The organism is Ensifer canadensis, assembly GCF_017488845.2.
In the GTDB taxonomy this organism is placed as follows: Bacteria; Pseudomonadota; Alphaproteobacteria; order Rhizobiales; family Rhizobiaceae; genus Ensifer; species Ensifer canadensis.
This window is the reverse complement of the sequence record NZ_CP083373.1, coordinates 422,962-442,684: the sequence shown is the minus strand read 5'-3', so window position 1 is coordinate 442,684 and position 19,723 is coordinate 422,962. Positions and strand designations below refer to the sequence as shown.

Sequence of the window (19,723 nt, the reverse complement as noted above, 5' to 3'; positions counted from 1 at the left end):
CTCGATGCATCGCGCCCTCGAACCAAGCTTAAGTTAACAGGCTGCGCAGCCTTCTTGGCCGGAACCGCTCTGCCTTCTACACAAGCTCTTGCAAAAGGCTGCGTAAACATCCATATACCATCCAGGTAGATGGTCAGTGGATGGTATGAAAGACAATCTCTTACGCGACAGGGGCGGTGAATCTGAGAAGATCACCATCAATCTTGGTTATGTCGATCTCGGTCGCATCGACGTTCTCGTGCAGGAAGGATGCTATTCCAATCGCAGCGACTTCATCCGCACAGCGATCCGCAACCAGCTCACGGCCGAGGCCGAGGCCGTCAAGCAGTCGATCGTCCGGCACAGGCTGGAACTGGGTTTGCGCGACTACAGCAGAGCGGAACTGGAATCGCTGAAGGCGGCCGGCGAAAGAGTTCACATCAAAGTGGTCGGGCTTGCCCGCATCGCGTCCGACGTCACACCAGAACTTGCTCTGGCAACAATTGAATCCATCACCGTGCTCGGCGCCCTCCAGGCCAGCACCGAGTTGAAATCAGCGCTTGCCGAACGCATCCGGTAAAACTGCGGCCCGACCAAGAAGGACAACTCCATGAATGACGATTTTGAAGCGGCCATGCGCCGTGCGCTACGGTCCACGCGCGCCTTGAACGTCGCCGAGGCGACACGCGTGATCCAGGATGCGCTGGCCGGCCGATCGGTCTCCGATACTCGCATCTCGTCATCGGACATCACGCCACCGCGGCCAATTCAGCGTTCCGCCCCCTTCCCGGTCGATCCGGATGCCGAGATCATCGAGCCACCGACACGGTCTGATGCCGAAGAGCCCGCCCAAAAGGTTGGCAATGGCACGTCGTCGCCGAGGTTGCGGAAGCCCTTGCGAGAAACGGTGCGGATTTTGAGCGAGAGTCGGCTGGCGAGGGGCGTCTTCGGATCGCTACACGACGTCGGCCTGCCGGGCACGGAAAGACAGGTCCGAGAGCCCGTGATCTCGGATGGGGCACAGTTCTTGGCACGATCCTTCACCTGCCCCGCGGGTTCGCGAAGCTACAGGCTCTACGTTCCCGCGTCCGCACCCGATCGGCCGCGCGGCCTTGTCGTCATGCTCCATGGCTGTAAGCAGGATCCCGAAGATTTTGCTGCGGGAACGGGCATGAACGCGGTTGCCGAGGCGCACGGTCTCATGGTCGCCTATCCCCGTCAAAGCGGTGCTGACAATGCGTCGTCCTGCTGGAATTGGTTCAGGCCCACCGACCAAATGCGCGACGGAGGAGAACCCTCGATCATTGCCGGAATCACCAAGGAGATCATGTCGGAATTCGGCCTCGATCGCGACCGGGTCTTCGTGGCAGGCCTATCGGCAGGGGGAGCAATGGCGGCGGTCATGGGCGAGACCTATCCCGATCTCTATTCGGCCGCGGGGATCCATTCCGGCCTGGCCTACGGATCGGCCAACGACGTCATGTCAGCCTTCTCCGCGATGCGCGGCGACGGCGGTCTTGCATCCGATCCGAAGCGGCTCGCTAATGGTTACCGTCTCCGGACGATCGTCTTCCAGGGAGGTGCTGATCGGACGGTCCATCCCTCCAACGCCGATCGGATCGTCGCCGAGGCAACGCCTACCGACGCGCGATGCGCGGTCCGTAAGGAATCCGGCCGCTCCGCGAGCGGGCGGATCTATACAAGAACCATCGTAGCAGATTCCGGTGGAAGCCCGGCGGTCGAATACTGGCTGGTAGAGGGCGCCGGTCATGCCTGGTCCGGCGGCAATCCCTCGGGAACGTATACGGACCCGCATGGTCCGGATGCCTCTTGTCAAATGGTGCGCTTCTTCCTCGATGGGAAGGAATGAAGGCACTCGGCCGCCGGAGGAATGCACACGTGCCGGCATGCTGGTCCGTCAGTCATAAGCGCTTGCGAGGACCAATGGTATGTTCCGTGCCCGCAACGGGCGGCAAGAGATACTGTTCGGCAGGCGCAAGAACAGGTTCGCACGGCAGCTTCAATGCTTTAAGCCTCGTCTACGGCAACTTTAACTGCGTCCTTTAGCTTTCCTTTGGCTTGCTGGGCACCGCGCCTTGCCTCTTGTGCCGCGCCTGCGGCTTGCTTGGCCTTACCACCGGGCTTATTGGCCTTGCCCCCAACTTTGTCCTTTGCACTGTCCATGCGGGTCTCCCGATTTGGAGGACGCGACTTGCGCCCCAGTTGTTCGAACGGGCGGCCCGGCAAGGCTCGGCACACGTGTTCGATCTGGCCTTCATTGCTCGTCGTAGGCAACCATATCAACGACAGCGTCTTGAGTGTCCGAGCCGGCGCGGCTCATCAAGTGAACTGATGAGGAAAAGGCGCTGAACGCCGCATTCTGACATTGCGGAACGAGGTCTACTCATTCCGACGGGTCGGCCTATTCCTTTCTGCCATGGCAATCCGAAGGCTTGACCACGGGCCCACGCCAGCGGCCCAACGCGACCCGCAGAATTCAAGGTGGAGCCACGCCGCACTTTATTGCCACACATCACTGTGGGGGTCGGTGCTGTAGTGCCACTGGCAGCATTCCACCCAATTCCAAACGTCTCACGCGAGTGTTTTCAGGTACACTTCACCTGACGGATTATTCCGCTCCTGGCTCTTCGGCTTGCGAACTGACGGGCATCCTGACCTCGAAAGTGGTTTTCTCGTTCAACGACGAGACTGTAACCGTTCCGCCGTGGGCTTTTGCGATCTCGGAAGCGATGTGCAGTCCAAGACCCAACCCCTGCTCGTGACGTCCCCCGGGGTCTTCGCCATGGAAGAAGGGTTGGAAGATCGGGCGGAATGGGAACGCAACCTTTTGAGACGGAAATAATCACGGTTTCTTCGACCACTTGCGCAGATAGCTCAACGGGCTTGTGTTCCGCTCCATGAAACAGGGCGTTTCCGAGCAGATTGGAGACCAACTGTCCAACACGCCCGGCATCCACGAACAATGGCTCAGGCGGCAGATCGATCGCGACGTCGATGTGCTTTCCGCTAGCGCTCGACAGTTCTGCGACTACCTGCTCCAGATAAAGACGAAGCTTATCCTCCCTCCTCCGCGATATTGGAAGGCCGATTCCCATTCGACGTTCGGAACGATCCTGCCCAGCTTCAAACCCGCGCGGTATAGAGTGAAGGGCGCATGTCCGCAGGCTCGCCAAGCGCAGGCCAGCCGCTCCTGAACCGACCATAACCCTTTTGGCCAGTGCACAGCGACCATGTGAACCCATTACTTCCATCGCGTCATGTTCTCGCCTGATAGGTCGCGGACCGGAACTTTATCAGGTCTCGAGGATTCACTGAGCGGACAGCCATGTCGAGGGAGGTTCGAAGTTGAAGACAATCGTACGAACGACGGGAGCAACTTCGGATCGAACGGACCCATGCCGAACCCAAACGCCGAAGGCTAATTGCACCGCGCGTCGCCGAGGCGGGTGATGGTCCGCCTTGGAAAACCTGGGACATCGGGTCGGAGGAAAAGGCGATGCATTTGATCCAGATATTTTTGCCGCTTGTCGGCAACAAACGCGATTCTTCGAAGAGATTCGCGGAGGTCCGCGACCAGCTGACAACTCGTTTTGGCGGAGCCACGCTCTACCGTAACGCCCCTGCGGAGGGTTTGTGGGAAGACGAAGGGGCGGTGGAAAAGGACTTTATTATAATCGCGGAGGTGATGGCCGTCGAGCTGGACCAGAATTGGTGGGCCGACTACCGCAAGGAACTCGAGCGCCGCTTCAAGCAAGACGAGATCGTCGTCCGCGCGGTGTCGATGACACGCCTGTGATATTCACCAAGATCAACGCTGTCGCCCACTTGCCAGTCCGCGTCTGTCGTCTGGGTTACATCTACCCAGTTTCTATTGAACCTCCTGGGCGTGGGCATCGGCGTGGCGCACAGGGCTTGTGAGAACAGATCCGCTGGCCCTTTTCTGCCTTTCCGCCGCAAAGCCTGAACGGGATTCCTGATCGCTTTTGACTGTCGCCAGCGGCATAGCGGATGGCCGCTTTGCGCGCCCACGCTAATCGTTGAGGTCGATTGGGCTTCGCCCCGAAAACAGCCAGTCAACCATTGCATAATCAACCAAGGCAGCCCCAGGGTCCGGAGCCCAGCGAAAGCTGGGTCAGTAAGTGGAACGTGTGGGCAATGTCGTCACGCTCGGCGGCTAGCAGTAGAGCGACCGTCGAACGCAATTCATTGATAAGGCTTCGCCCCGTGTTTTAACGGTCGAGACCCCAAACGTCCGGGTTCCGTTTGAAGTACTCGGTCAGCATTTCGGTAAGCACACGCACTTTCCGCGTGGGATGCTGACCCGGCGGGCGGACGACATACGCCGCCCCCGGAGGGACCGGATAGCGTGTCATGATCGGGACCAGAGCGCCGGAGGCCACATATCCATATGTGATGCAATCGGGGAGCCAGGCGATGCCGAGACCTGCCGCCGCCGCAGCGGCAAGCGCCGTGGCGCTGTCGGCCTTGAACCTGCCCTGCGGCTGAACCGTGACGATCTTGTCGCCATCCATGAACTGCCAGGGTTCCGTTCCCTGCATGAGGGCCTGATGGGTGACGAGTTCGTCCAGGGTCTCAGGTGACCCGTGCGCTTTGATGTAATCCGGGCTGGCGACAAGCTTGCCATGGATCGGCCCAACGCGCTTCGCGATCAGGTTTGAGTCTTGGAGGTAGGCACCCCGAATCGCGCAATCAAAACCCTCTGCGATGAGATCGACGAAGCGATCGCTGTAGGAGGTATGGATGTGAAGCTGCGGGTGCTGGCGCGCCATGTCCGCAAGCACGGGGGCGAAGTGGGTCGGGCCGAACGTAAGCGGCATGGCAACCCTCAGGCGGCCGCGCAACTCACCCGTGGGGAGGATCGTTTCCTTGGCGGTGTCGATCTCGGCGCTGGCTCTGGCCGCATGGTCCCTGAACGTGATTCCCGCTTCCGTGAGCGCGGCGCCGCGGGTCGTTCGTGCAAGAAGCTGGACGCCAAGCTCCGCTTCGACCCGGAAGAGTCGCCGGCTGACGATCGATTTGGAGACGCCAAGCCGGCGCGCGGCGGCCGATACGCCCCCGGCATCGGCCACTGCGACGAATGTCTGTAGGTCTTCGATGTCCATTCCGGCGTTCCTTATTTCGCGACACAGCTTGCCCGACTATGGCACTACCGCACCACCAAAAGGAACAGCAAATTGCGTCCAGGCAACGTCACCCGCTGGCGCATGTCTCCCGTGAACCCATCGCCGTCCATAGCGGCAGAGAAAGGAAGTCTTGATGCCCCCTCGTAACGGCCTCGATTCGCTTCTTCGTCCCGAAGATTCCGTCCTCGTTCTGATCGATCACCAACCTTATCAACTCGCGAACCTGAACAGCCACGATCCGCATATGGTGGTCAACAACACGACCGCGCTGGCGAAGCTGGCAAGAGCCTTCAATGTTCCGACCATTCTCACCAGCGTGATCGCGGCGCGCGGTGGCCTTCTCTTTAAGCAGATCACCGACGTGTTCCCTGGACAGGAAGTCATCGATCGCACCTGGGTGAACACCTGGCAGGACGAGAATGTGGTGAACGTCGTCAAGGCGACCGGCCGCAAGCAACTGATCATCGCCGGACTGTGGACCGAGGTCTGCGTTGCCATGCCTGTGATCCACGCCGCCGGCGAAGGCTGGGACGTCACCGTGATCACCGACGCGTCGGGCGGGATTTCGAAGGAGTCTCACGAAGTCGCCATCCAGCGAATGATCGCGGCCGGCGCGAACGTGATGACCGTGATGGCGCTCGCTGGCGAATGGCAACGCGATTGGGCGCGCACCGAGCATGTCGAGGAGCTGACCGAGATTCTCATCCAGCACTTCGGCGGCAGCGGCATCGCGTATCTTTGGGAGCAGCAGCTTCTCAACACGCCGGTGCCGAGCGAAGGCTGACCCGGGCCGGGTGGCCAAAGCCGTCCTCGTCGCCGCCATTCCGCCGCTGATGCTGAAGACCGACGACAAGCCCGAAGGTCGCCCATGGAGGTCTTCGACGGCTTCCGGACGGCACTGGCCTGCAACCGTTCACAGTCCTTCCGCGACGTCCCGTCAGGCCCGTTCTACGGCTTCAACCGCGAGGGCGCGGCGGTCCATGAAGGCGTGCTCCAGAACTGGTGGCGGCAGGGCATGATGGGAGCGCCAAGGCGGCACTACGATGGCATCAAGGCCTTCTCGGAAACCGACCAGACCGATGACCTCAAGGCGATCACCGTGCCGACGCTGGTGCGGCACGGTGAGCACGACCCGGTCGTTCCGATCGCCGCCGAACGGTTCGTTGAAGACCTATCCCGGTGTCTCGCACGGGATGCTGACAGTGAACGCTGATGTGCTGAACGCCGACCTTCTGGAGTTCAGCAAGAACAGCAGGGGCTGGGGGCGCGGCTCCCGGCCCCGTCCCGTAGTTCGAGTCGATGCTTAAAAAGGTGTGCGTGCGCCGGTAGAGCACAAGAACTCCATCTCGCACGACAGAAGCGCTGCGCTCATAGTGGCCTCGCTGCGCGTTTGTCAGCTAATCTTATTACTGGGACCGAAACCAGACGGTCTGCCATCGGCCCCAGTTGAGACGCAGGGGTCACGCTGGCCAAGACTACGCTCCTGACGCTTCCTCGGCGTTCAGAGCAAAGGCAGTAACGCGAATGAACTCCACCCGACTTAGTCGGCCGGAAGCCGGCAACATATCGCCCCGTCCGGGGTGCGTCCCCCGCCTTGATGGGATCAGAACCAATGACCCAGTTTTTTACCATTTCCCTCTGTTACACGTTCATTCGGCAAGATATGAACTTGGCCGGGCTGGAATGACTGATTTATGGCCGATCGCTACCCAATTGCTTGGGCAGCCCGCCCGGAACGGCGGCGGGGTCGAAACTTGGGTGTCAGGCCATTGAAGGTGATCCGGCCGTCCAAATGCGACCTGTCTGGCGTCAATGGAAGCTTCATGAAGCCGAGAACTTCACCGTCACGCCGCGCTGGCGAAAGTAGGCCTGCATAAACTTCCTGCCAGAACGATTATTTTGCATGAGCTTAGCAGGGTCGAACACGGCCTCTTTCAAACCTGCCCGCACCAACGCTTCCTTGAGGGTCGCGATATGCACATCGATGTCGGCATTGTCCGCCTGGAGCGATTCATAAATGCGGTTTGTTGCATCTGCTACGGTCGGCTCACTCACGATTATTTTCCCTTTGGCTGGCGCTTACCACATTTTCTTGCTTAATCCTATGTTTGTGAAAAATGCCCACGTCAAGGCGAAGGCCGTCGCGCCGCTTCAGCACCGTTTAGTGCATCGGATTGCCCGTTGGGGTCCCTCTGCCCCGGGCGCCTCCCTCGGGACAGCGCCAGTGACCGCAAACCGGGGCGGGTCGCGCTGGTCTGCGTCCAGTGCCATATGCCTTCGCATGCGGACCGGAAGGTTCCAACCCATCGCCTTCCGTTGGCCGTCGACGCTCAACGTCCCCAACTTGGCCTCGCTCGGTGGTGGTGGTCCGCTAACCTGAGCGAGAATAATTGATGCGATTGAAGTCCGCGCTCCAAATGGGCCTTACCGCAGACTGTGCCCTGCCCGATATCCGGCCCTCTTCGTTTAGAACGCCACTCTCGACCTCACCCTCGGTTCCACTGAATTCAACCGGATTGATGAAGTCGAGGTAGCTACCCGGTTCGATGATTGCGAGATACATGCCCGATGCCTTCGGGTCCGGGATGACCTCGGTCACCTTGGCAACACCAAAGTAACCGCGGGTCGCGGCGACCTTGCGCGGCTCGTAGTAGATGATCCAATCGCCTACAGGCCACGCACCCGCCCAAGATCTTGGCTCGGAAACTGGCGCAAGACACAGGCCGAGCTTGATGCCGAGATCGTGACCGGCGCCAAACCGCCGTTCTCGCGCAGCGCATATCCGTTGATCAAGTCCTCGAACGCGTCCGGATTGTCCCCACCCGCTGTCACATCTCCGGCAGGCCAGCCTTTCGGAAGCCGTCGACAAAATGGTCTCGTACAGATGCATCGCGCAGCGGCTGGGAGCTGAGCCAATGGCCGATCGTGAAATGAGGGTGGGCAATCAGGAACAATTCTGCTTCTCGCCGCGCCTCCTCACGCTGGCCCAACTGCGCAAGCGCAGCAGCCAGGAATTTGCGTGAGTTGGTACGATACGTGTCTTTCCTGCGGAGTGTAGCGGTTGCCGCCTCATAGTCACGCGCGGCGTATTGCGCCTGCCCAAGATGACATAGATACCAGCAGGTTGGATAGGGATTGAGCCGCAGAGCTTTTTCGATCTGCGCTAGTCCGTCGGCAACCCTGCCGTCCAGCACGGACATGTCCGACATGGCGGCCCAGGTGTCGGCGTGGTTGGGGTCCAGCTCTAGGGCCTTGGCGAAGGCGGCCTCCGATTCCTCCCATCGCCGCTCATAAGCCAAAATGGTCCCCAGAACGTAACGGCAGCCGGCATCGTTGGGATCTAGGTCGACCGCCTTCTGCGCAAACGTCGCCGCCATCCGACGGTTAGGATCTTCGGGTTCGCCGAAATGAGTCCAGGCGAGCCAACGGTTATAGGCGAGCAGACCGACCGCCTCGGCATATGATGGCTCAAGCTTAACCGCGCGTTGGAGCAGCATATAGGCCTCACGCTCAGTTTGCGGCGACTCTTCCGTCAGGAGGCGGGCGCGCACACACAGATCGTACGCCTCAAAGTTCTTCGGCCGATTGCGCTGCGTCGGGATGGTCAGCCGGCCGACGAGGGCTTCAACAATCTTGGCGTTAACTTCATCCTGTAATTCGAAAACATCTTCCACGGTCCTGTCAAACCGGTCGGCCCACAAGTGCTGGCCGCCAAGCGCGTCGATCAATTGGGCATTGATGCGCACACGGCCCATTGCGCGTCTGGCGCTCCCCTCGAGGACGTAGCGGACGCCGAGTTCCTGGGCGACCAGCCGTACGTCGACCGGCTTGCCCTTGTAGCCGTACACGGAATTGCGCGCGATGACGAACAGGCCAGCCGTACGGGAAAGGTCGGTGATCAGGTCTTCGGTCAAGCCGTCGACGAAAGGCGCGTCCGCTTCATCCCCACTCATATTCGTGAACGGCAATACAGCGATCGAGGGACATTCGGGCAGCGGCAATATGCTCTGCAGCGCATCCGGCCAATGCCACAGGTGGACCGGGCGAGTCAGGTTCTTTAGGTAGCGTTCGCCTGCATCAAAGAACCGGTCGCCGATCTTGCCGACGATCTCGCCGTGAACTTTGGCTGAAATGCAGATACCTCCCGGTGCGGCCTGCGTCTCGAGGCGCGCCGCGACATTGACGCCGTCGCCGAGGACGTCTGAACCGTCGTCAATGACATCTCCCAGATTGACGCCTATACGCAAAAGCAGGCGCCGGTCTCCGGAAGCCTCAACAGCAGTGGTGGCCCGTTGCATTTCCAACGCTGCTGCGACAGCGTCAACCGCGCTACCGAATTCGATTAAGAAACCGTCGCCCATGACCTTGAAGATGCGACCGTTGTGGCGCATCACAGCCGGCTCGATAACGCCAGAACGGAGTTCCCTGAGGTTCGCCAGCGTTGCGACTTCATCAGCCTCCATCAGACGTGAATATCCCACCACATCGGCAACGACGATGGCAGCAAGGCGACGCTGAAGAGATTGATCCGTCATGTGAGGACAAGCCTAACGACCGAGTTCGCAAGTTATTGTTCAACCGCGGGTGAGTCAACAAGTGGCAAGAGGTAATGTCCAGGCGATCTCCACCTCCATCGAGCCGTCATCCTTCTTTGTGACTGCCGGCGTCGAAGTGGGCTACACGGAAATGAGTATCCACGGAAAGCGAGGATCCTGCCGCTTTGGGCCGACCGGCATGGAACGTCGGCCGAAAGGTCGGCGTCAAGAAGCCTCTGAAACAGCGTCAGATTTGGGCAATCCGCTTCTTCCTAGACCGGGAGGAGCGTATGAGAGATCGCGCGCTGTTTGATCTCGCAATCGACAGTCAGGTCGAGAGATTCGAACCCGCGCTATGGTCGTTCAGCAAAAGACCGGCCGTCCGGTTCAGTTCGAAATCACGGCGGACGTGAGGGCAAGTTTGCTTGCGTGGCTTGAGCGGCGAGGCGGAACAGTAGACGACTACGCCTTTCCCAGTCGGGTTGACCATACCGATCATCTGTGTACTCGCCAGTACGCTCGATTGGTAGATGAATGGGCGACCGCGATCGGGTTGCGATGCGAAGACTACGGCACGCATTCGCTCCGGCGCACGAAGGCCGCAATGATTTACAAAGCGACAGGCAATCTTCGCGCTATTCAAATCCTATTGGGCCATACCAAGATCGAAAATACCGTCAGGTATTTGGGTGTGGACATCGAAGATGCGCTGGAATTGGCGGAGCACACCTAAATCTAAGAAGCGTGGGGCTCCGCTGTTAGCGTGGCCGCATTTGCGGACTGACATGCCACAATCGAGACGTTGCAACGGGCTACTACGCGCGCCCATTTCGGTCGTAGGGCCCGCAGTGGCGTCTTCCCGAAAGCAGACGTCGATCAAGCCAAGCTTTGACGGCATCAATGCGCCACTGAACGAACCCGCTCGCGCGGGAGGGAAGGCGCGGGCCTTGAGACGTGTGCCTCGTTGACGGCATCGGTGAGGCTTTGATCGATCAGAGGTGACGGGCGGACGAAGACCTCCGAGCATGAAGGGGTCAACCTTCAGCTTGAGAGGAGCATCCGATGACCGTCCCCCATTCACATCCGTCCGGCAGCGCGCTTCGTGAGCGCATGATCGAAGACATGTCCATGCGCGGCTTCACCGAGGACACGCGCCGTGACTATATCCGTTGCGTGAAGGCACTTGCCACCTTCATCGGCCGTTCCCCGGACACGGCGACGGCTGAAGATCTGCGCCGGTTCCAGTTGCACCAAACCCAGATGGGCATGCATCCGCCGAGCATCAACAGTTCGGTCTCGGCGCTGCGCTTCTTCTTCACCGTGACGATCGACCGGCCCGATCTGTCTCGCCGCCTGACCCTGATCCATCAGCCGCGCAAGCTGCCGCTGGTGCTGAGCATCGAGGAAGTGGCGCGGCTGCTCGAAGCCGCACCGGGGCCGAAGTACAAGGCTGCTCTCAGCACGGCCTATGGCGCCGGATTGCGGGTGTCGGAGATCGTGGCGCTCAAGGTGAGCGATATCGACTCGACGCGCATGTTGATCCGCGTCGAGCAAGGCAAGGGGCGCAAGGATCGCCACGCCATGCTGTCGCCGCAACTGCTCGAGTTGCTGCGCGCTTGGTGGCGCGAGGGCAAGCGCCGCGGCGTCATGCTGCCACAGGGCTGGCTGTTTCCGGGCCGCAGCCCGATCACGCCACTCTCCACGCGGCAGATGAACCGCGCCGTCCATACGGCCGCGGAAACCGCCAAGATCAAGAAGCGGGTGACGCCGCACACGCTGCGCCACAGCTTCGCCACACATCTGCTGGAGCAGGACGTCGACATCCGCGTCATCCAGGTCCTGCTCGGCCATGCCAAACTTGATACGACCGCGCTCTATGCCCGCGTCGCCACCAAGACCATCCGCGCCGTGATGAGCCCGCTCGACCGGATCAGCCTTCTGGCAAAGGACGAGACCAGACCGGGCGCGTGACGCGGCGGCGATGAGCCGTCCGCTCCTAGAGGTCGCCGATATCTTCCATCGTCATGGCGCCGCCTGGCGCACGGCCCATGCCGGTCACTTGAGCCTCGGCCAGTTGAAGGTGATGGCGGCGATCGAGAACTGCCGCACCGCAGCCCTCGGCGGTCACGTCGAGGCATGCGAGGACTGCGGCCATAGCCGCATCGCCTACAACAGTTGCCGCAATCGGCACTGCCCCAAGTGCCAGGATGCGGCGGCAAGGGAATGGCTCGCCGCGCGCCAGGCCGATCTGCTGCCCGTCGGCTACTTCCATGTCGTCTTCACACTGCCGGTCGAGATCGCCGACATCGCCTTTCACAACAAGGCGGTCATTTATGGTCTCCTGTTCCATGCCGCCGCGCAGGCCATGCTCACCATCGCGGCCGATCCCAAGCACCTGGGCGCCCACATCGGCATCACCGCCGTGCTGCATACGTGGGGCTCGGCGATGACCCATCATCCGCATGTCCACATGATCGTGCCCGGCGGCGGCATCGCGCTCGATGGTGAGCGATGGGTGTCCTGCCGGCCCGGCTTCCTCCTGCCCGTGCGCGTGCTCTCAAGGCTGTTCCGGCGGCTCTTCCTGGCGAAGCTGACTGAGGCCCATGCCGCCGGCCGGCTGACGTTCTTCGGCGATCATGCTCGCTTCAGCGAGCGCAGCACCTTTGTTAAATTCCTGGTGCCGCTCAGAAGGAAGAATTGGTTCGTCTACGCCAAGTCACCCTTCGCCGGACCCGAGGCCGTTCTGGCGTATCTGTCGCGCTACACCCATCGCGTCGCCATCTCCAATAGCCGGCTGATCGCGCTTGACGAGACCGGCGTGACGTTCCGCGTCAAGGACTACCGCCGCGACGGGCATGAGCGCTACCGGACCATGACGCTCGATCCAGATGAGTTCATCCGCCGCTTTCTGCTCCACGTATTGCCCAAAGGCTTCCACCGCATCCGCCACTATGGACTACTTGCCAGCGCCGGCTGCGCGGAAAATATCGCGCGCGCCCGCATGCTTCTCGCCGCGCTCCAGCCTGAAGTCCGCCGATCCGATGATGCCGACGCCGCTGCCCAGGCCGACTGGCGGCCATCTTGTCCCTGCTGCGGCGGGCGCATGATCATCATCGAGACCATCGAGCGCGGCAACGACGCCCGAGCACCGCCATCCGCCGCCTCAACAAGCGGGGCGCAAACGCCATGACCGCGACTCGCCCGCCACGCACCATTCCTACCCAGGGACCTCATCGTCCCCGGAAGCCTGACTTCGTGCGCCCGCATCAAACGGCGCAACCAAACACACCAGAATCGACCGCCCTGCAACGACCATGCCACAGCATGCGCGGCGGCGACGAGGATGGCACAAACGCCAATAGGATCGTTGCCACCTGTCAGCCGCATCAGATCGGCCGACCAGCACCCAACGCAAACCACAAATCCCCATAGACCGGAAAACTGCCCTCTCCATCCCGCGGGTTCTTTCTCTGGAGGCTTTCGGACGCCGGCCCGGCGCCAGGCCAACACGTGGATAGCCGGCATCCGAAACCCTTCACATGAGCGATCGTCGCTTAGATCGCTCCAACTTCGGCAAGTCGCTGTTTCGCGTATTCGTCATCCCAACAGACGGCGGCTTCCCATGCGGCCGATGCTTGCGCGGCGATGTCATACGCCCCGGTTTCCAGATCGGCAGCATTATGGGGCAAGACGAGGTCAAGGTCGGGGACGTCGATATGCGACTCATCCCAGTCGATCAGTGCGACGCGGTCCGTGGTCATGCGGATGTTGGCAGGGTTGTTGGGATTGCCGTGGACGACGCTTGTCTTACGTCCGATAAGCCGTGCCCATGCCGCGCGGCATCGAGCGACGCCATCTGGCGGCATCGCGGCAAGATCGATCCTCGTCCCCGTCTCGGCATGCAGGAGGTCCGTCGAGGATTGCCACCCTGGGCGCTGCGGCCAGCCTTGCGTCAAACGATGCAGTTCGCGCAGGGTCTCGGCTACGCGACGCCAGTCGCCCTCAGTCTCGGGTGGTCCGCCATGCATGTATTTCATAACCATCAGGCCATCCGCGAATAGCCGGCCGTCGTCCGCCGGGATCGGCACCGGCACGCTCAGACCTTCACTGTCAAGGTGCCGGAGGAGTTCAACCTCCCACGCCAGATCAGCGTTGCTCCTGGTACCCAGACGACCGACTGCAAGTTGCCCGTGGATGTGCACGCTCCAGACGTCATTGGCAACCCCGCCAGCGAGCCGTTCTATGCGAACCGCGTCTTTCCCCCACAGCTCTAATGCTTCCCATCCCACTCGCAGCATCCTTGATCAACCCGATTGAGACCTGGGTAAACCAAGCGCAGGAACGGGACAACGTGGATCAGCTCCGCTACGATAACGCTGTTAAGCTTGTGCGCACTAGTCGCGGATCGAACGGCAGCCCGGGTCACCAGCGTCCGAATTGGCCCGGTAGCATTGCGCCCCCATTTCAGTCTTAGAAATAGCTTTGGCTCTTTCCGGGAAGACGACATGTTAGGCGCTTAGGGAAGGACAACCGCATCTTGCAGCATTCGCACCGGTGCGCCCCACTGCCATCAACGGTGGTGCGCGTGAGCGGGACGCTAGTAAGCCAGCTGCGTGCGTAGGCTTGGGACGATCCAGTCGAGGAAGCACCGCACCTTCAGCGGCAGAGGATCCACTGGTCCATGGATAACGTTCACAGGTAGCGGTTCCGGTGCAAAGTCCGTCAGCAATTCGTGCAGAGCACCGGAGCGCAACTGATCGGAGATCTGGTAAGACAGCACGCGGATAATGCCGATACCGGCTATTGCAGCCTGAATGGCAGCCTCCGTCGTATTGACCGCGAATTTGGGGCGCGGCTCGATGGTAAAGGCCGCGCCGTCCCGGCGGTAGCGCCATTCCGGCGCGGTCGCAAAGCCCTGAAAGCTTATGCCGTCATGCTGGCTGAGGTCTTCCGGCTGACGCGGAACGCCTCGGTGGGCAAGATAGTCGGGGCTCGCGCAGATCACCCGTCGGACGGCGCCGACGCGCGTTGCGATCAGCGCGCTGTCCGCCAAGTGTCCGATCCGCAGGGCCACATCGACGTGCTCATCTGCCAGACTTAGCTGCCGATCGGCGAGGGTCAGGCGCAGGTTGATATCGGGTTGCTCCTTCAGGAACTCCAAAGCTATTGGCAGCAGATGGCGCTCGCCGAAGGCAATCGGTGCGGTCACGTGCAGCCCTCCACGCAGCGCGCCATAGTCGCCGCTGGCCTGCCGTTCTGCCGCGTCCAGTTCCTCCAGAATACGACGTGACGCGGCGACGAAGCTGCGGCCCTCATCCGTCAAGGTGAGGCCGCGGCGGGTGCGCCGGACCAGGTGCACGCCAAGGTGCTTTTCCAGATCCGCGACTCTGCGGCTGACCGTGGCGAGCGGTGCATGCAATCGCCGCGCTCCAGCCGAGAGGCTGCCGGCGTCGACCACCGCCAGCAGCACCGACATCGCTTCAAACCGATCCATCGTATCCTTCCGGAAATTGAGAGGAAAGTTCCTGAAATGGCAGGATACCCTATTGGTTTCGGACATCCTAGCTTTTGTGGCGTTCCAGGGGACGCCGGCCGGCTCCCCGTATTGCCAATGATCAGGAGAAAGACGTCATGCCTCAACTCTCACGTCGTGCCTTTGCCAGCGCTCTTCCTCTCGGCCTCCTCGGGGGAGGACTGATCAGTGGCGCACCGGCCCTTGCCGCAGCGCAGAATACCACCAAAACGCCGGTCAGCATTACGCCACTGGCGCAGATCCGCATCGGTCGCTTCACGGTGACGGCACTGACAGACGGGTATGCCGATATGCCCTTCGACTATTTTCCGGGACGCGCCCCGGCCGAGGTGGAGCAGGCGGCAGTCGCTCAGTTCACCGCCCGCCCGAGTGGGGTGCGGTTCCTCTTCAACCAGTATCTCATCGATGATGGCGAGCGCCGCATCCTGATCGATGCCGGTGCAGCGGGCTCGATCGGGCAGACCGGCAAACTGCCGCAGGCGCTCGGTGCGCTTGGCCTGCAGCTTGACCAGATCGACGCGGTGATCGTGACGCATATGCATCAGGACCACATGGGCGGTCTGATCGCCGGAGGCAAGAGCAACTACCCCAAGGCGGAGCTCTACATCGATCGTCGCGACGTCAAGCATTGGACCGACCCGGCCAAGCGCAGCGGCGCGCCCGATTATCTGCAGACCAGCTTTAAGATGGCGCAGGAGGTGGTGCGCCTCTACCCGAAACTCCAGGCGATTGACGGAGAGCGTGAAATTGTGCGCGGTGTCTCGATCGTCGACCTGACCGGTCATACACCCGGCCATATCGGCGTGCGGGTTGAAGATGAAGGGAAGAGCCTCATCATGGTGTCGGACATGATCTTTCCGGTCGTGCATCCGGGAGCGACCGATGTGTTCTTCCTGTTCGAGCAGGACCGTGCAGCAGCCAAAGCGATGCGCGACCGCTTTTTCCCCCGCGCAGCCTCGGAAGGCGCGCTGATTGCCGCCACGCACATGCCCTTCCCAGGGCTCGGCCGTGTCGTCGCCGACCGTGGGCAGATGCGCTGGGAGGTGGCGGACTGGGCCTTGCAGGATTGAAGTTAGCTCCGGCGGGCTAGAAGGTTAGGAACGGAATGAGCAGCAGATATCTCAGTATCGCCACGACGCCCTCGGTAGCGGCCGCACAGGCAATATGCCGCCCAGGCCCGATGTCTCCAATCCCTCGCCTTGAACGGAATCGAACCGACGATCGCGGTCTTGTGCGGAAAGTCACTTCAACTGACCGTGAAACCACCCAGTGGCCGCCGATAACACATTCAGCATAATATTGGTCGAGCGGAACGGTGGGAATCTCTGCTCCGTAGCGATGCGGAGGGCCCGCCTGAAAGGACTTATTCCCTATGGAGCGGATCAAGAGCTTCGAGGAAATTCGCCGCACGATCTTAAATCACGTCCGAAGCCGAGCGCGTTCTATGTGTCTCCCGCCTGCCCTCGTCGCTCGTCGCAACAAGGGCCTCTGCTTCAGTAAGCAGACGTGGAAGTTAATGGACAATCTGCTGGAGAAAGCGTCTCGTCCTCTCGTTTGCCGGCGCATCGAAGAAGGCATCCGGCACGTTGCTTTCGACAATCATCCCCTGGTCCATGAACACCACTCGATTGGCCACCCGCCGAGCGAAACCCATTTCGTGAGTCACCACGATCATCGTCATGCCTTCTTCGGCGAGAGACACCATGGTGTCGAGCACCTCCTTGACCATTTCCGGATCAAGCGCCGATGTCGGTTCGTCGAACAACATTACCTTGGGCGCCATGCACAGTGCACGGGCGATCGCCACGCGTTGCTGCTGACCACCTGAGAGCTGACCTGGAAATTTACGTGCCTGATCCGGAATCCGCACGCGTTCCAGGAACTGCATCGCGCGCTCTTCCGCATCCTTGCGGCGCGTCCGGCGCGACAGTATCTGCGGGAGTGCGCAATTTTCCAGGACCGACAAGTGCGGAAACAGGTTGAAGTGCTGGAACACCATTCCGACATCGCGCCGGATCGTGTCGATGTTCTTCAAACTCTCGTTGAGCGCGGTACCATTGACGATGATTTCGCCCCGCTGATGCTCCTCAAGATGGTTGACGCAGCGGATAAGAGTAGATTTTCCAGACCCAGATGGACCGCAGATCACGATCCGTTCGCGCGGCTTGACAAAGAGGTCTACGTTGCGCAGGACATGGTAGTTTCCGTACCACTTGTCCAAGTTTCGAATGACGATCGCGGGTTGATCGACGTCCCGCTCTTCATGGATAGACATTAGCGATAATCCTTTGCCTTTACCCGGATCTCGAGCCAACGGGCGTAATAGGAGATACCGACGCAGATCGCGAAGTAGATCAGGCCGACGAACAGATAGGCCTCAGTGTAGGGAGCCGGCCAAACCGGATCCATGGCCGCCGAGCGGCCCGCACTTAGCATATCGAACACACCGACAATCATGACGAGGCTGGTGTTTTTCACCATGACGATGGCGGTATTGGTCAACGGCGGGATGACCTTTTGGATCGCCTGCGGCAGGACTATGTGCTGGATCGCCTTCCAATGCGGGATCCCAAGCGCCTTGGCGGCTTCTTTCTGCCCAGGCGGGATTGCCTGCAGTCCTCCCCGGATGACCTCCGCAAGATAGGCGGCGGAGAATATCGTAAGGGCAGCGAGCGTCCGGCCAAGCTTGTCGATGTCGAAGCCCGGAGGTAGGAGCAGAGGCAGCAGGATCGAAGCGACGAACAGGAGACCGACTAACGGAAGTCCGCGTACCGTTTCTATCAGGCCAATCGAAAGAAGGCGCGGGATCGGCAGCGTCGATCGGCGCCCCAATGCCAGGAAGATCGCAAAGGGAAAGCCAAGCCCGAGAGACAGCAGTGCAAGAAGAAGCGTGACCGGCAGCCCGCCCCAATTGGCGGTGGAGACGTGCGGAAGCCCTGCAAAGCCACCCCACATGAGAGCCAGCATCGCACAGACGGCGCCTGTCCAGGCCAGTGCGAGCTTTCTTCCCCAGAGCGCAGGAGTAAGCGAGACGAGGATCATGAGAAGGATGAGTGACATCACCACGACAGGTCGCCACTGTTGATCGGGTGGATAAAGACCGAACATGATGAAGCGAAGTTTCGCGCCAATGAACGCCCAGCAGGCTCCGCCCGACCTGCAAACGGAAGGATCATCGGTCGCCCAGATGGCATCGGTCACGGCCCATCGGAAGGCCGGAAGCAGCGAAACGATCACCCCGACCGCGCCGAGTGAAAGGAGGGCGCTCATCATGTCGCCAAACAGAAGCTTCAGGATCGGCATGCGCTTGGCAGGCGGTGCTTTCTGCGGCGCCATCAGCTCGGTCGCAGCCATGGCGTAGTTCATTGTCGCAAGGCTCGTCATCGGGTCACCTGCTACATGTGTGTTGTACCAATTCATGAACAGCGATACTGCGATGCTGATCGTGAGGAAGACGGCCAACAGGATGGCGATGCTTTCGATGGCCTGTCCCGTCTGATTGATCACGGTCCCCACCACGAGGCCGAGTTCCGGATACCCAACGGCGAGTGCCAGCGTCGTGTTTTTTACGGTCGAGAGGTACTGAGAGGTCATCGGGGGATGATGATGCGGAGCGCCTGGGGAATGATGATCCGGAACACCGTCTGCCGCTCTGACAAACCCAAGGCTCGGCCGGCCTCCCATTGACCGCGGGAGACGGCCTCGATCCCACCGCGGATTACCTCGCTGATGAAGACTGATGTGTAAATGACGAGGCCGACCATCAGCGCCGCAAATTCCGGCGAGAGCCGCATACCGCCGACGAAGTTGAAACCCTTGAGTTCCGGAAAGCTGACCGAGGGCTCTATGACGATTGTCCCGAATATGATCGCTGCCACGAGAACGCCGCCAAGTGTGATTTTTCTCTCGAGCGGGGAGCGGCCCCTCATCAAACACCAGAGAACCATCGTGATTGCCGCGAAGGCAAGGACCAAAGCGACGCCGTACGGTCCGAGAGAAAGCGACGGGACGTAAAGTCCGCGCAGCGACAGGTAGATGCCCGAGATTGGATTAAACGCAAGTCTCGGGGACGGGAGAAGCGTGGTCGCGAGTGCGTACCAGAACAGCAGTTGAACGATCAGCGGCATGTTGCGCACACCACCGACAAAAACGCCGGCCATTTTGGAGGAGATCGGATTGTTGGCCAGGCGAACCAGGGCAATTAAGAGACCAAAAATGGTCGAGGCGACGATGGCAAGGACCGCGATAGCGGCTGTGTTTGCCAGGCCCACGAGGTAGGCCCAGCCGAAGGTGTCGGATGGATCGTAGGGCAGAATGCCTTCCGAGATGGGGAAGTTCGCCTGCCGATCCAGGTAATCGAATCCTACGCGAATGCCGCGTTCAGCCAGGTTGCTCGCGGTATTCGACCACAGCCAGTAAAGAAGACTGGCAAAGCCCACGAGCAACAGGACCTGGAGAGCGGTGCTCCGAGCATGGCGATTGTCCAACAGTGTCGAGAACATGCCGGCCTC

General features: G+C 60.8%; 17 protein-coding genes and 3 pseudogenes. 9 read left to right on the top strand and 11 right to left on the bottom strand.

The genetic code is table 11. The features are described 5' to 3' along the window. The first annotated feature begins 145 nt into the window (after nt 1–145). On the top strand, nt 146–559 hold the full coding sequence (locus J3R84_RS31850) for a hypothetical protein (RefSeq protein WP_057225184.1): 414 nt from the start codon (nt 146–148) through the stop codon (nt 557–559). Nucleotides 560–589: 30 nt separating this feature from the next. After that, nucleotides 590–1,849, top strand: a complete 1,260-nt coding sequence (locus tag J3R84_RS31845; RefSeq protein ID WP_203529958.1) for an extracellular catalytic domain type 1 short-chain-length polyhydroxyalkanoate depolymerase — start codon at nt 590–592, stop codon at nt 1,847–1,849. Nucleotides 1,850–2,007: 158 nt separating this feature from the next. Here J3R84_RS31845 and J3R84_RS31840 read toward each other — a convergent pair whose 3' ends face one another. Both J3R84_RS31840 and J3R84_RS38935 read right to left on the bottom strand, forming a co-directional pair. Then, on the bottom strand, nt 2,008–2,163 hold the full coding sequence (locus J3R84_RS31840) for a CsbD family protein (RefSeq protein ID WP_082523738.1): 156 nt from the start codon (nt 2,161–2,163) through the stop codon (nt 2,008–2,010). 445 nt (nt 2,164–2,608) lie between these two features. After that, a complete protein-coding gene (locus J3R84_RS38935; protein ID WP_082571845.1) occupies nt 2,609–2,803 on the bottom strand; it encodes a sensor histidine kinase in 195 nt (64 codons plus the stop codon). A gap of 693 nt (nt 2,804–3,496) precedes the next feature. Between J3R84_RS38935 and J3R84_RS31835 the strand changes: the two genes are divergently transcribed. Continuing rightward, nucleotides 3,497–3,796, top strand: a complete 300-nt coding sequence (locus J3R84_RS31835; protein WP_203529959.1) for a hypothetical protein — start codon at nt 3,497–3,499, stop codon at nt 3,794–3,796. Nucleotides 3,797–4,229: 433 nt separating this feature from the next. Here the strand turns inward: J3R84_RS31835 and J3R84_RS31830 are convergent, their stop codons facing one another. Then, entirely contained in the window at nt 4,230–5,123 is an 894-nt protein-coding gene (locus J3R84_RS31830; protein ID WP_203529960.1) for a LysR family transcriptional regulator, read from the bottom strand. A 154-nt stretch (nt 5,124–5,277) separates the two neighbouring features. On the opposite strand from J3R84_RS31830, the gene J3R84_RS31825 reads away from it, so the two are divergent. Both J3R84_RS31825 and J3R84_RS31820 read left to right on the top strand, forming a co-directional pair. Beyond that, a complete protein-coding gene (locus tag J3R84_RS31825) occupies nt 5,278–5,928 on the top strand; it encodes a hydrolase (protein WP_057210146.1) in 651 nt (216 codons plus the stop codon). Then, nucleotides 5,918–6,451 (top strand): annotated as a pseudogene (locus J3R84_RS31820) (alpha/beta fold hydrolase); the annotation flags it as partial. The gene J3R84_RS31825 and the pseudogene J3R84_RS31820, both read left to right, overlap by 11 nt. Before the next feature lie 514 nt (nt 6,452–6,965). Here J3R84_RS31820 and J3R84_RS31815 read toward each other — a convergent pair. From J3R84_RS31815 to J3R84_RS31805, 3 genes and pseudogenes are all read right to left on the bottom strand, one after another. After that, nucleotides 6,966–7,202 carry a hypothetical protein gene (locus J3R84_RS31815; protein WP_107027993.1) on the bottom strand — a complete coding sequence of 79 codons (237 nt, stop codon included), beginning with the start codon at nt 7,200–7,202 and terminating at the stop codon, nt 6,966–6,968. 334 nt (nt 7,203–7,536) lie between these two features. Continuing rightward, nucleotides 7,537–7,853: pseudogene (locus J3R84_RS31810) on the bottom strand (HNH endonuclease); the annotation flags it as partial. A gap of 119 nt (nt 7,854–7,972) precedes the next feature. Then, nucleotides 7,973–9,679 (bottom strand): adenylate/guanylate cyclase domain-containing protein, encoded by a 1,707-nt coding sequence (locus J3R84_RS31805; protein ID WP_057210144.1) that lies wholly within the window; start codon nt 9,677–9,679, stop codon nt 7,973–7,975. A gap of 185 nt (nt 9,680–9,864) precedes the next feature. Here J3R84_RS31805 and J3R84_RS31800 point away from each other — a divergent pair. The 3 genes and pseudogenes from J3R84_RS31800 (at nt 9,865) to J3R84_RS31790 (ending at nt 12,869) form a co-directional block, all read left to right on the top strand. Further along, nucleotides 9,865–10,412, top strand: a pseudogene (locus J3R84_RS31800) (tyrosine-type recombinase/integrase). A 329-nt stretch (nt 10,413–10,741) separates the two neighbouring features. Then, the gene (locus tag J3R84_RS31795; RefSeq protein ID WP_057211165.1) at nt 10,742–11,650 is read left to right on the top strand and encodes a tyrosine-type recombinase/integrase; all 909 of its coding nucleotides are present in this window, start codon (nt 10,742–10,744) and stop codon (nt 11,648–11,650) included. Between the two features lie 10 nt (nt 11,651–11,660). Then, complete coding sequence (locus J3R84_RS31790; protein WP_057211164.1) at nt 11,661–12,869, top strand: IS91 family transposase; 1,209 nt, start codon at nt 11,661–11,663, stop codon at nt 12,867–12,869. Nucleotides 12,870–13,233: 364 nt separating this feature from the next. On the opposite strand, the gene J3R84_RS31785 is transcribed toward J3R84_RS31790, so the two are convergent. Continuing rightward, entirely contained in the window at nt 13,234–13,968 is a 735-nt protein-coding gene (locus J3R84_RS31785) for a phosphotransferase (protein WP_203530075.1), read from the bottom strand. 308 nt (nt 13,969–14,276) lie between these two features. Then, entirely contained in the window at nt 14,277–15,173 is an 897-nt protein-coding gene (locus tag J3R84_RS31780; protein ID WP_203530074.1) for a LysR family transcriptional regulator, read from the bottom strand. Between the two features lie 137 nt (nt 15,174–15,310). Here J3R84_RS31780 and J3R84_RS31775 point away from each other — a divergent pair, with 137 nt between their 5' ends. Next, nucleotides 15,311–16,282 carry an MBL fold metallo-hydrolase gene (locus J3R84_RS31775; protein WP_057210142.1) on the top strand — a complete coding sequence of 324 codons (972 nt, stop codon included), beginning with the start codon at nt 15,311–15,313 and terminating at the stop codon, nt 16,280–16,282. Nucleotides 16,283–16,725: 443 nt separating this feature from the next. On the opposite strand, the gene J3R84_RS31770 is transcribed toward J3R84_RS31775, so the two are convergent. The 3 genes from J3R84_RS31770 to J3R84_RS31760 form a co-directional block, all read right to left on the bottom strand. Next, entirely contained in the window at nt 16,726–17,487 is a 762-nt protein-coding gene (locus tag J3R84_RS31770) for an amino acid ABC transporter ATP-binding protein (protein WP_057210141.1), read from the bottom strand. After that, nucleotides 17,487–18,566, bottom strand: coding sequence for an amino acid ABC transporter permease (locus tag J3R84_RS31765; protein ID WP_435526101.1), 1,080 nt, complete (start codon nt 18,564–18,566; stop codon nt 17,487–17,489). Before J3R84_RS31765 ends, J3R84_RS31770 begins: the two co-directional genes overlap by 1 nt. A gap of 236 nt (nt 18,567–18,802) precedes the next feature. Next, nucleotides 18,803–19,714 (bottom strand): ABC transporter permease subunit, encoded by a 912-nt coding sequence (locus J3R84_RS31760; RefSeq protein ID WP_354006121.1) that lies wholly within the window; start codon nt 19,712–19,714, stop codon nt 18,803–18,805. Nucleotides 19,715–19,723: the final 9 nt, after the last annotated feature.

What these genes read in the sequence shown, in the direction of transcription:
- J3R84_RS31850 (WP_057225184.1), top strand. Translation starts at nt 146, where the DNA reads ATGAAAGACAATCTCTTACGCGACAGGGGCGGTGAATCTGAGAAGATC.
- J3R84_RS31845 (WP_203529958.1), top strand. Translation starts at nt 590, where the DNA reads ATGAATGACGATTTTGAAGCGGCCATGCGCCGTGCGCTACGGTCCACG.
- J3R84_RS31840 (WP_082523738.1), bottom strand. Translation starts at nt 2,163, where the DNA reads ATGGACAGTGCAAAGGACAAAGTTGGGGGCAAGGCCAATAAGCCCGGT.
- J3R84_RS31835 (WP_203529959.1), top strand. Translation starts at nt 3,497, where the DNA reads ATGCATTTGATCCAGATATTTTTGCCGCTTGTCGGCAACAAACGCGAT.
- J3R84_RS31830 (WP_203529960.1), bottom strand. Translation starts at nt 5,123, where the DNA reads ATGGACATCGAAGACCTACAGACATTCGTCGCAGTGGCCGATGCCGGG.
- J3R84_RS31825 (WP_057210146.1), top strand. Translation starts at nt 5,278, where the DNA reads ATGCCCCCTCGTAACGGCCTCGATTCGCTTCTTCGTCCCGAAGATTCC.
- J3R84_RS31805 (WP_057210144.1), bottom strand. Translation starts at nt 9,679, where the DNA reads ATGACGGATCAATCTCTTCAGCGTCGCCTTGCTGCCATCGTCGTTGCC.
- J3R84_RS31795 (WP_057211165.1), top strand. Translation starts at nt 10,742, where the DNA reads ATGACCGTCCCCCATTCACATCCGTCCGGCAGCGCGCTTCGTGAGCGC.
- J3R84_RS31790 (WP_057211164.1), top strand. Translation starts at nt 11,661, where the DNA reads ATGAGCCGTCCGCTCCTAGAGGTCGCCGATATCTTCCATCGTCATGGC.
- J3R84_RS31780 (WP_203530074.1), bottom strand. Translation starts at nt 15,173, where the DNA reads ATGGATCGGTTTGAAGCGATGTCGGTGCTGCTGGCGGTGGTCGACGCC.
- J3R84_RS31775 (WP_057210142.1), top strand. Translation starts at nt 15,311, where the DNA reads ATGCCTCAACTCTCACGTCGTGCCTTTGCCAGCGCTCTTCCTCTCGGC.
- J3R84_RS31770 (WP_057210141.1), bottom strand. Translation starts at nt 17,487, where the DNA reads ATGTCTATCCATGAAGAGCGGGACGTCGATCAACCCGCGATCGTCATT.
- J3R84_RS31765 (WP_435526101.1), bottom strand. Translation starts at nt 18,566, where the DNA reads ATGGCTGCGACCGAGCTGATGGCGCCGCAGAAAGCACCGCCTGCCAAG.
- J3R84_RS31760 (WP_354006121.1), bottom strand. Translation starts at nt 19,714, where the DNA reads ATGTTCTCGACACTGTTGGACAATCGCCATGCTCGGAGCACCGCTCTC.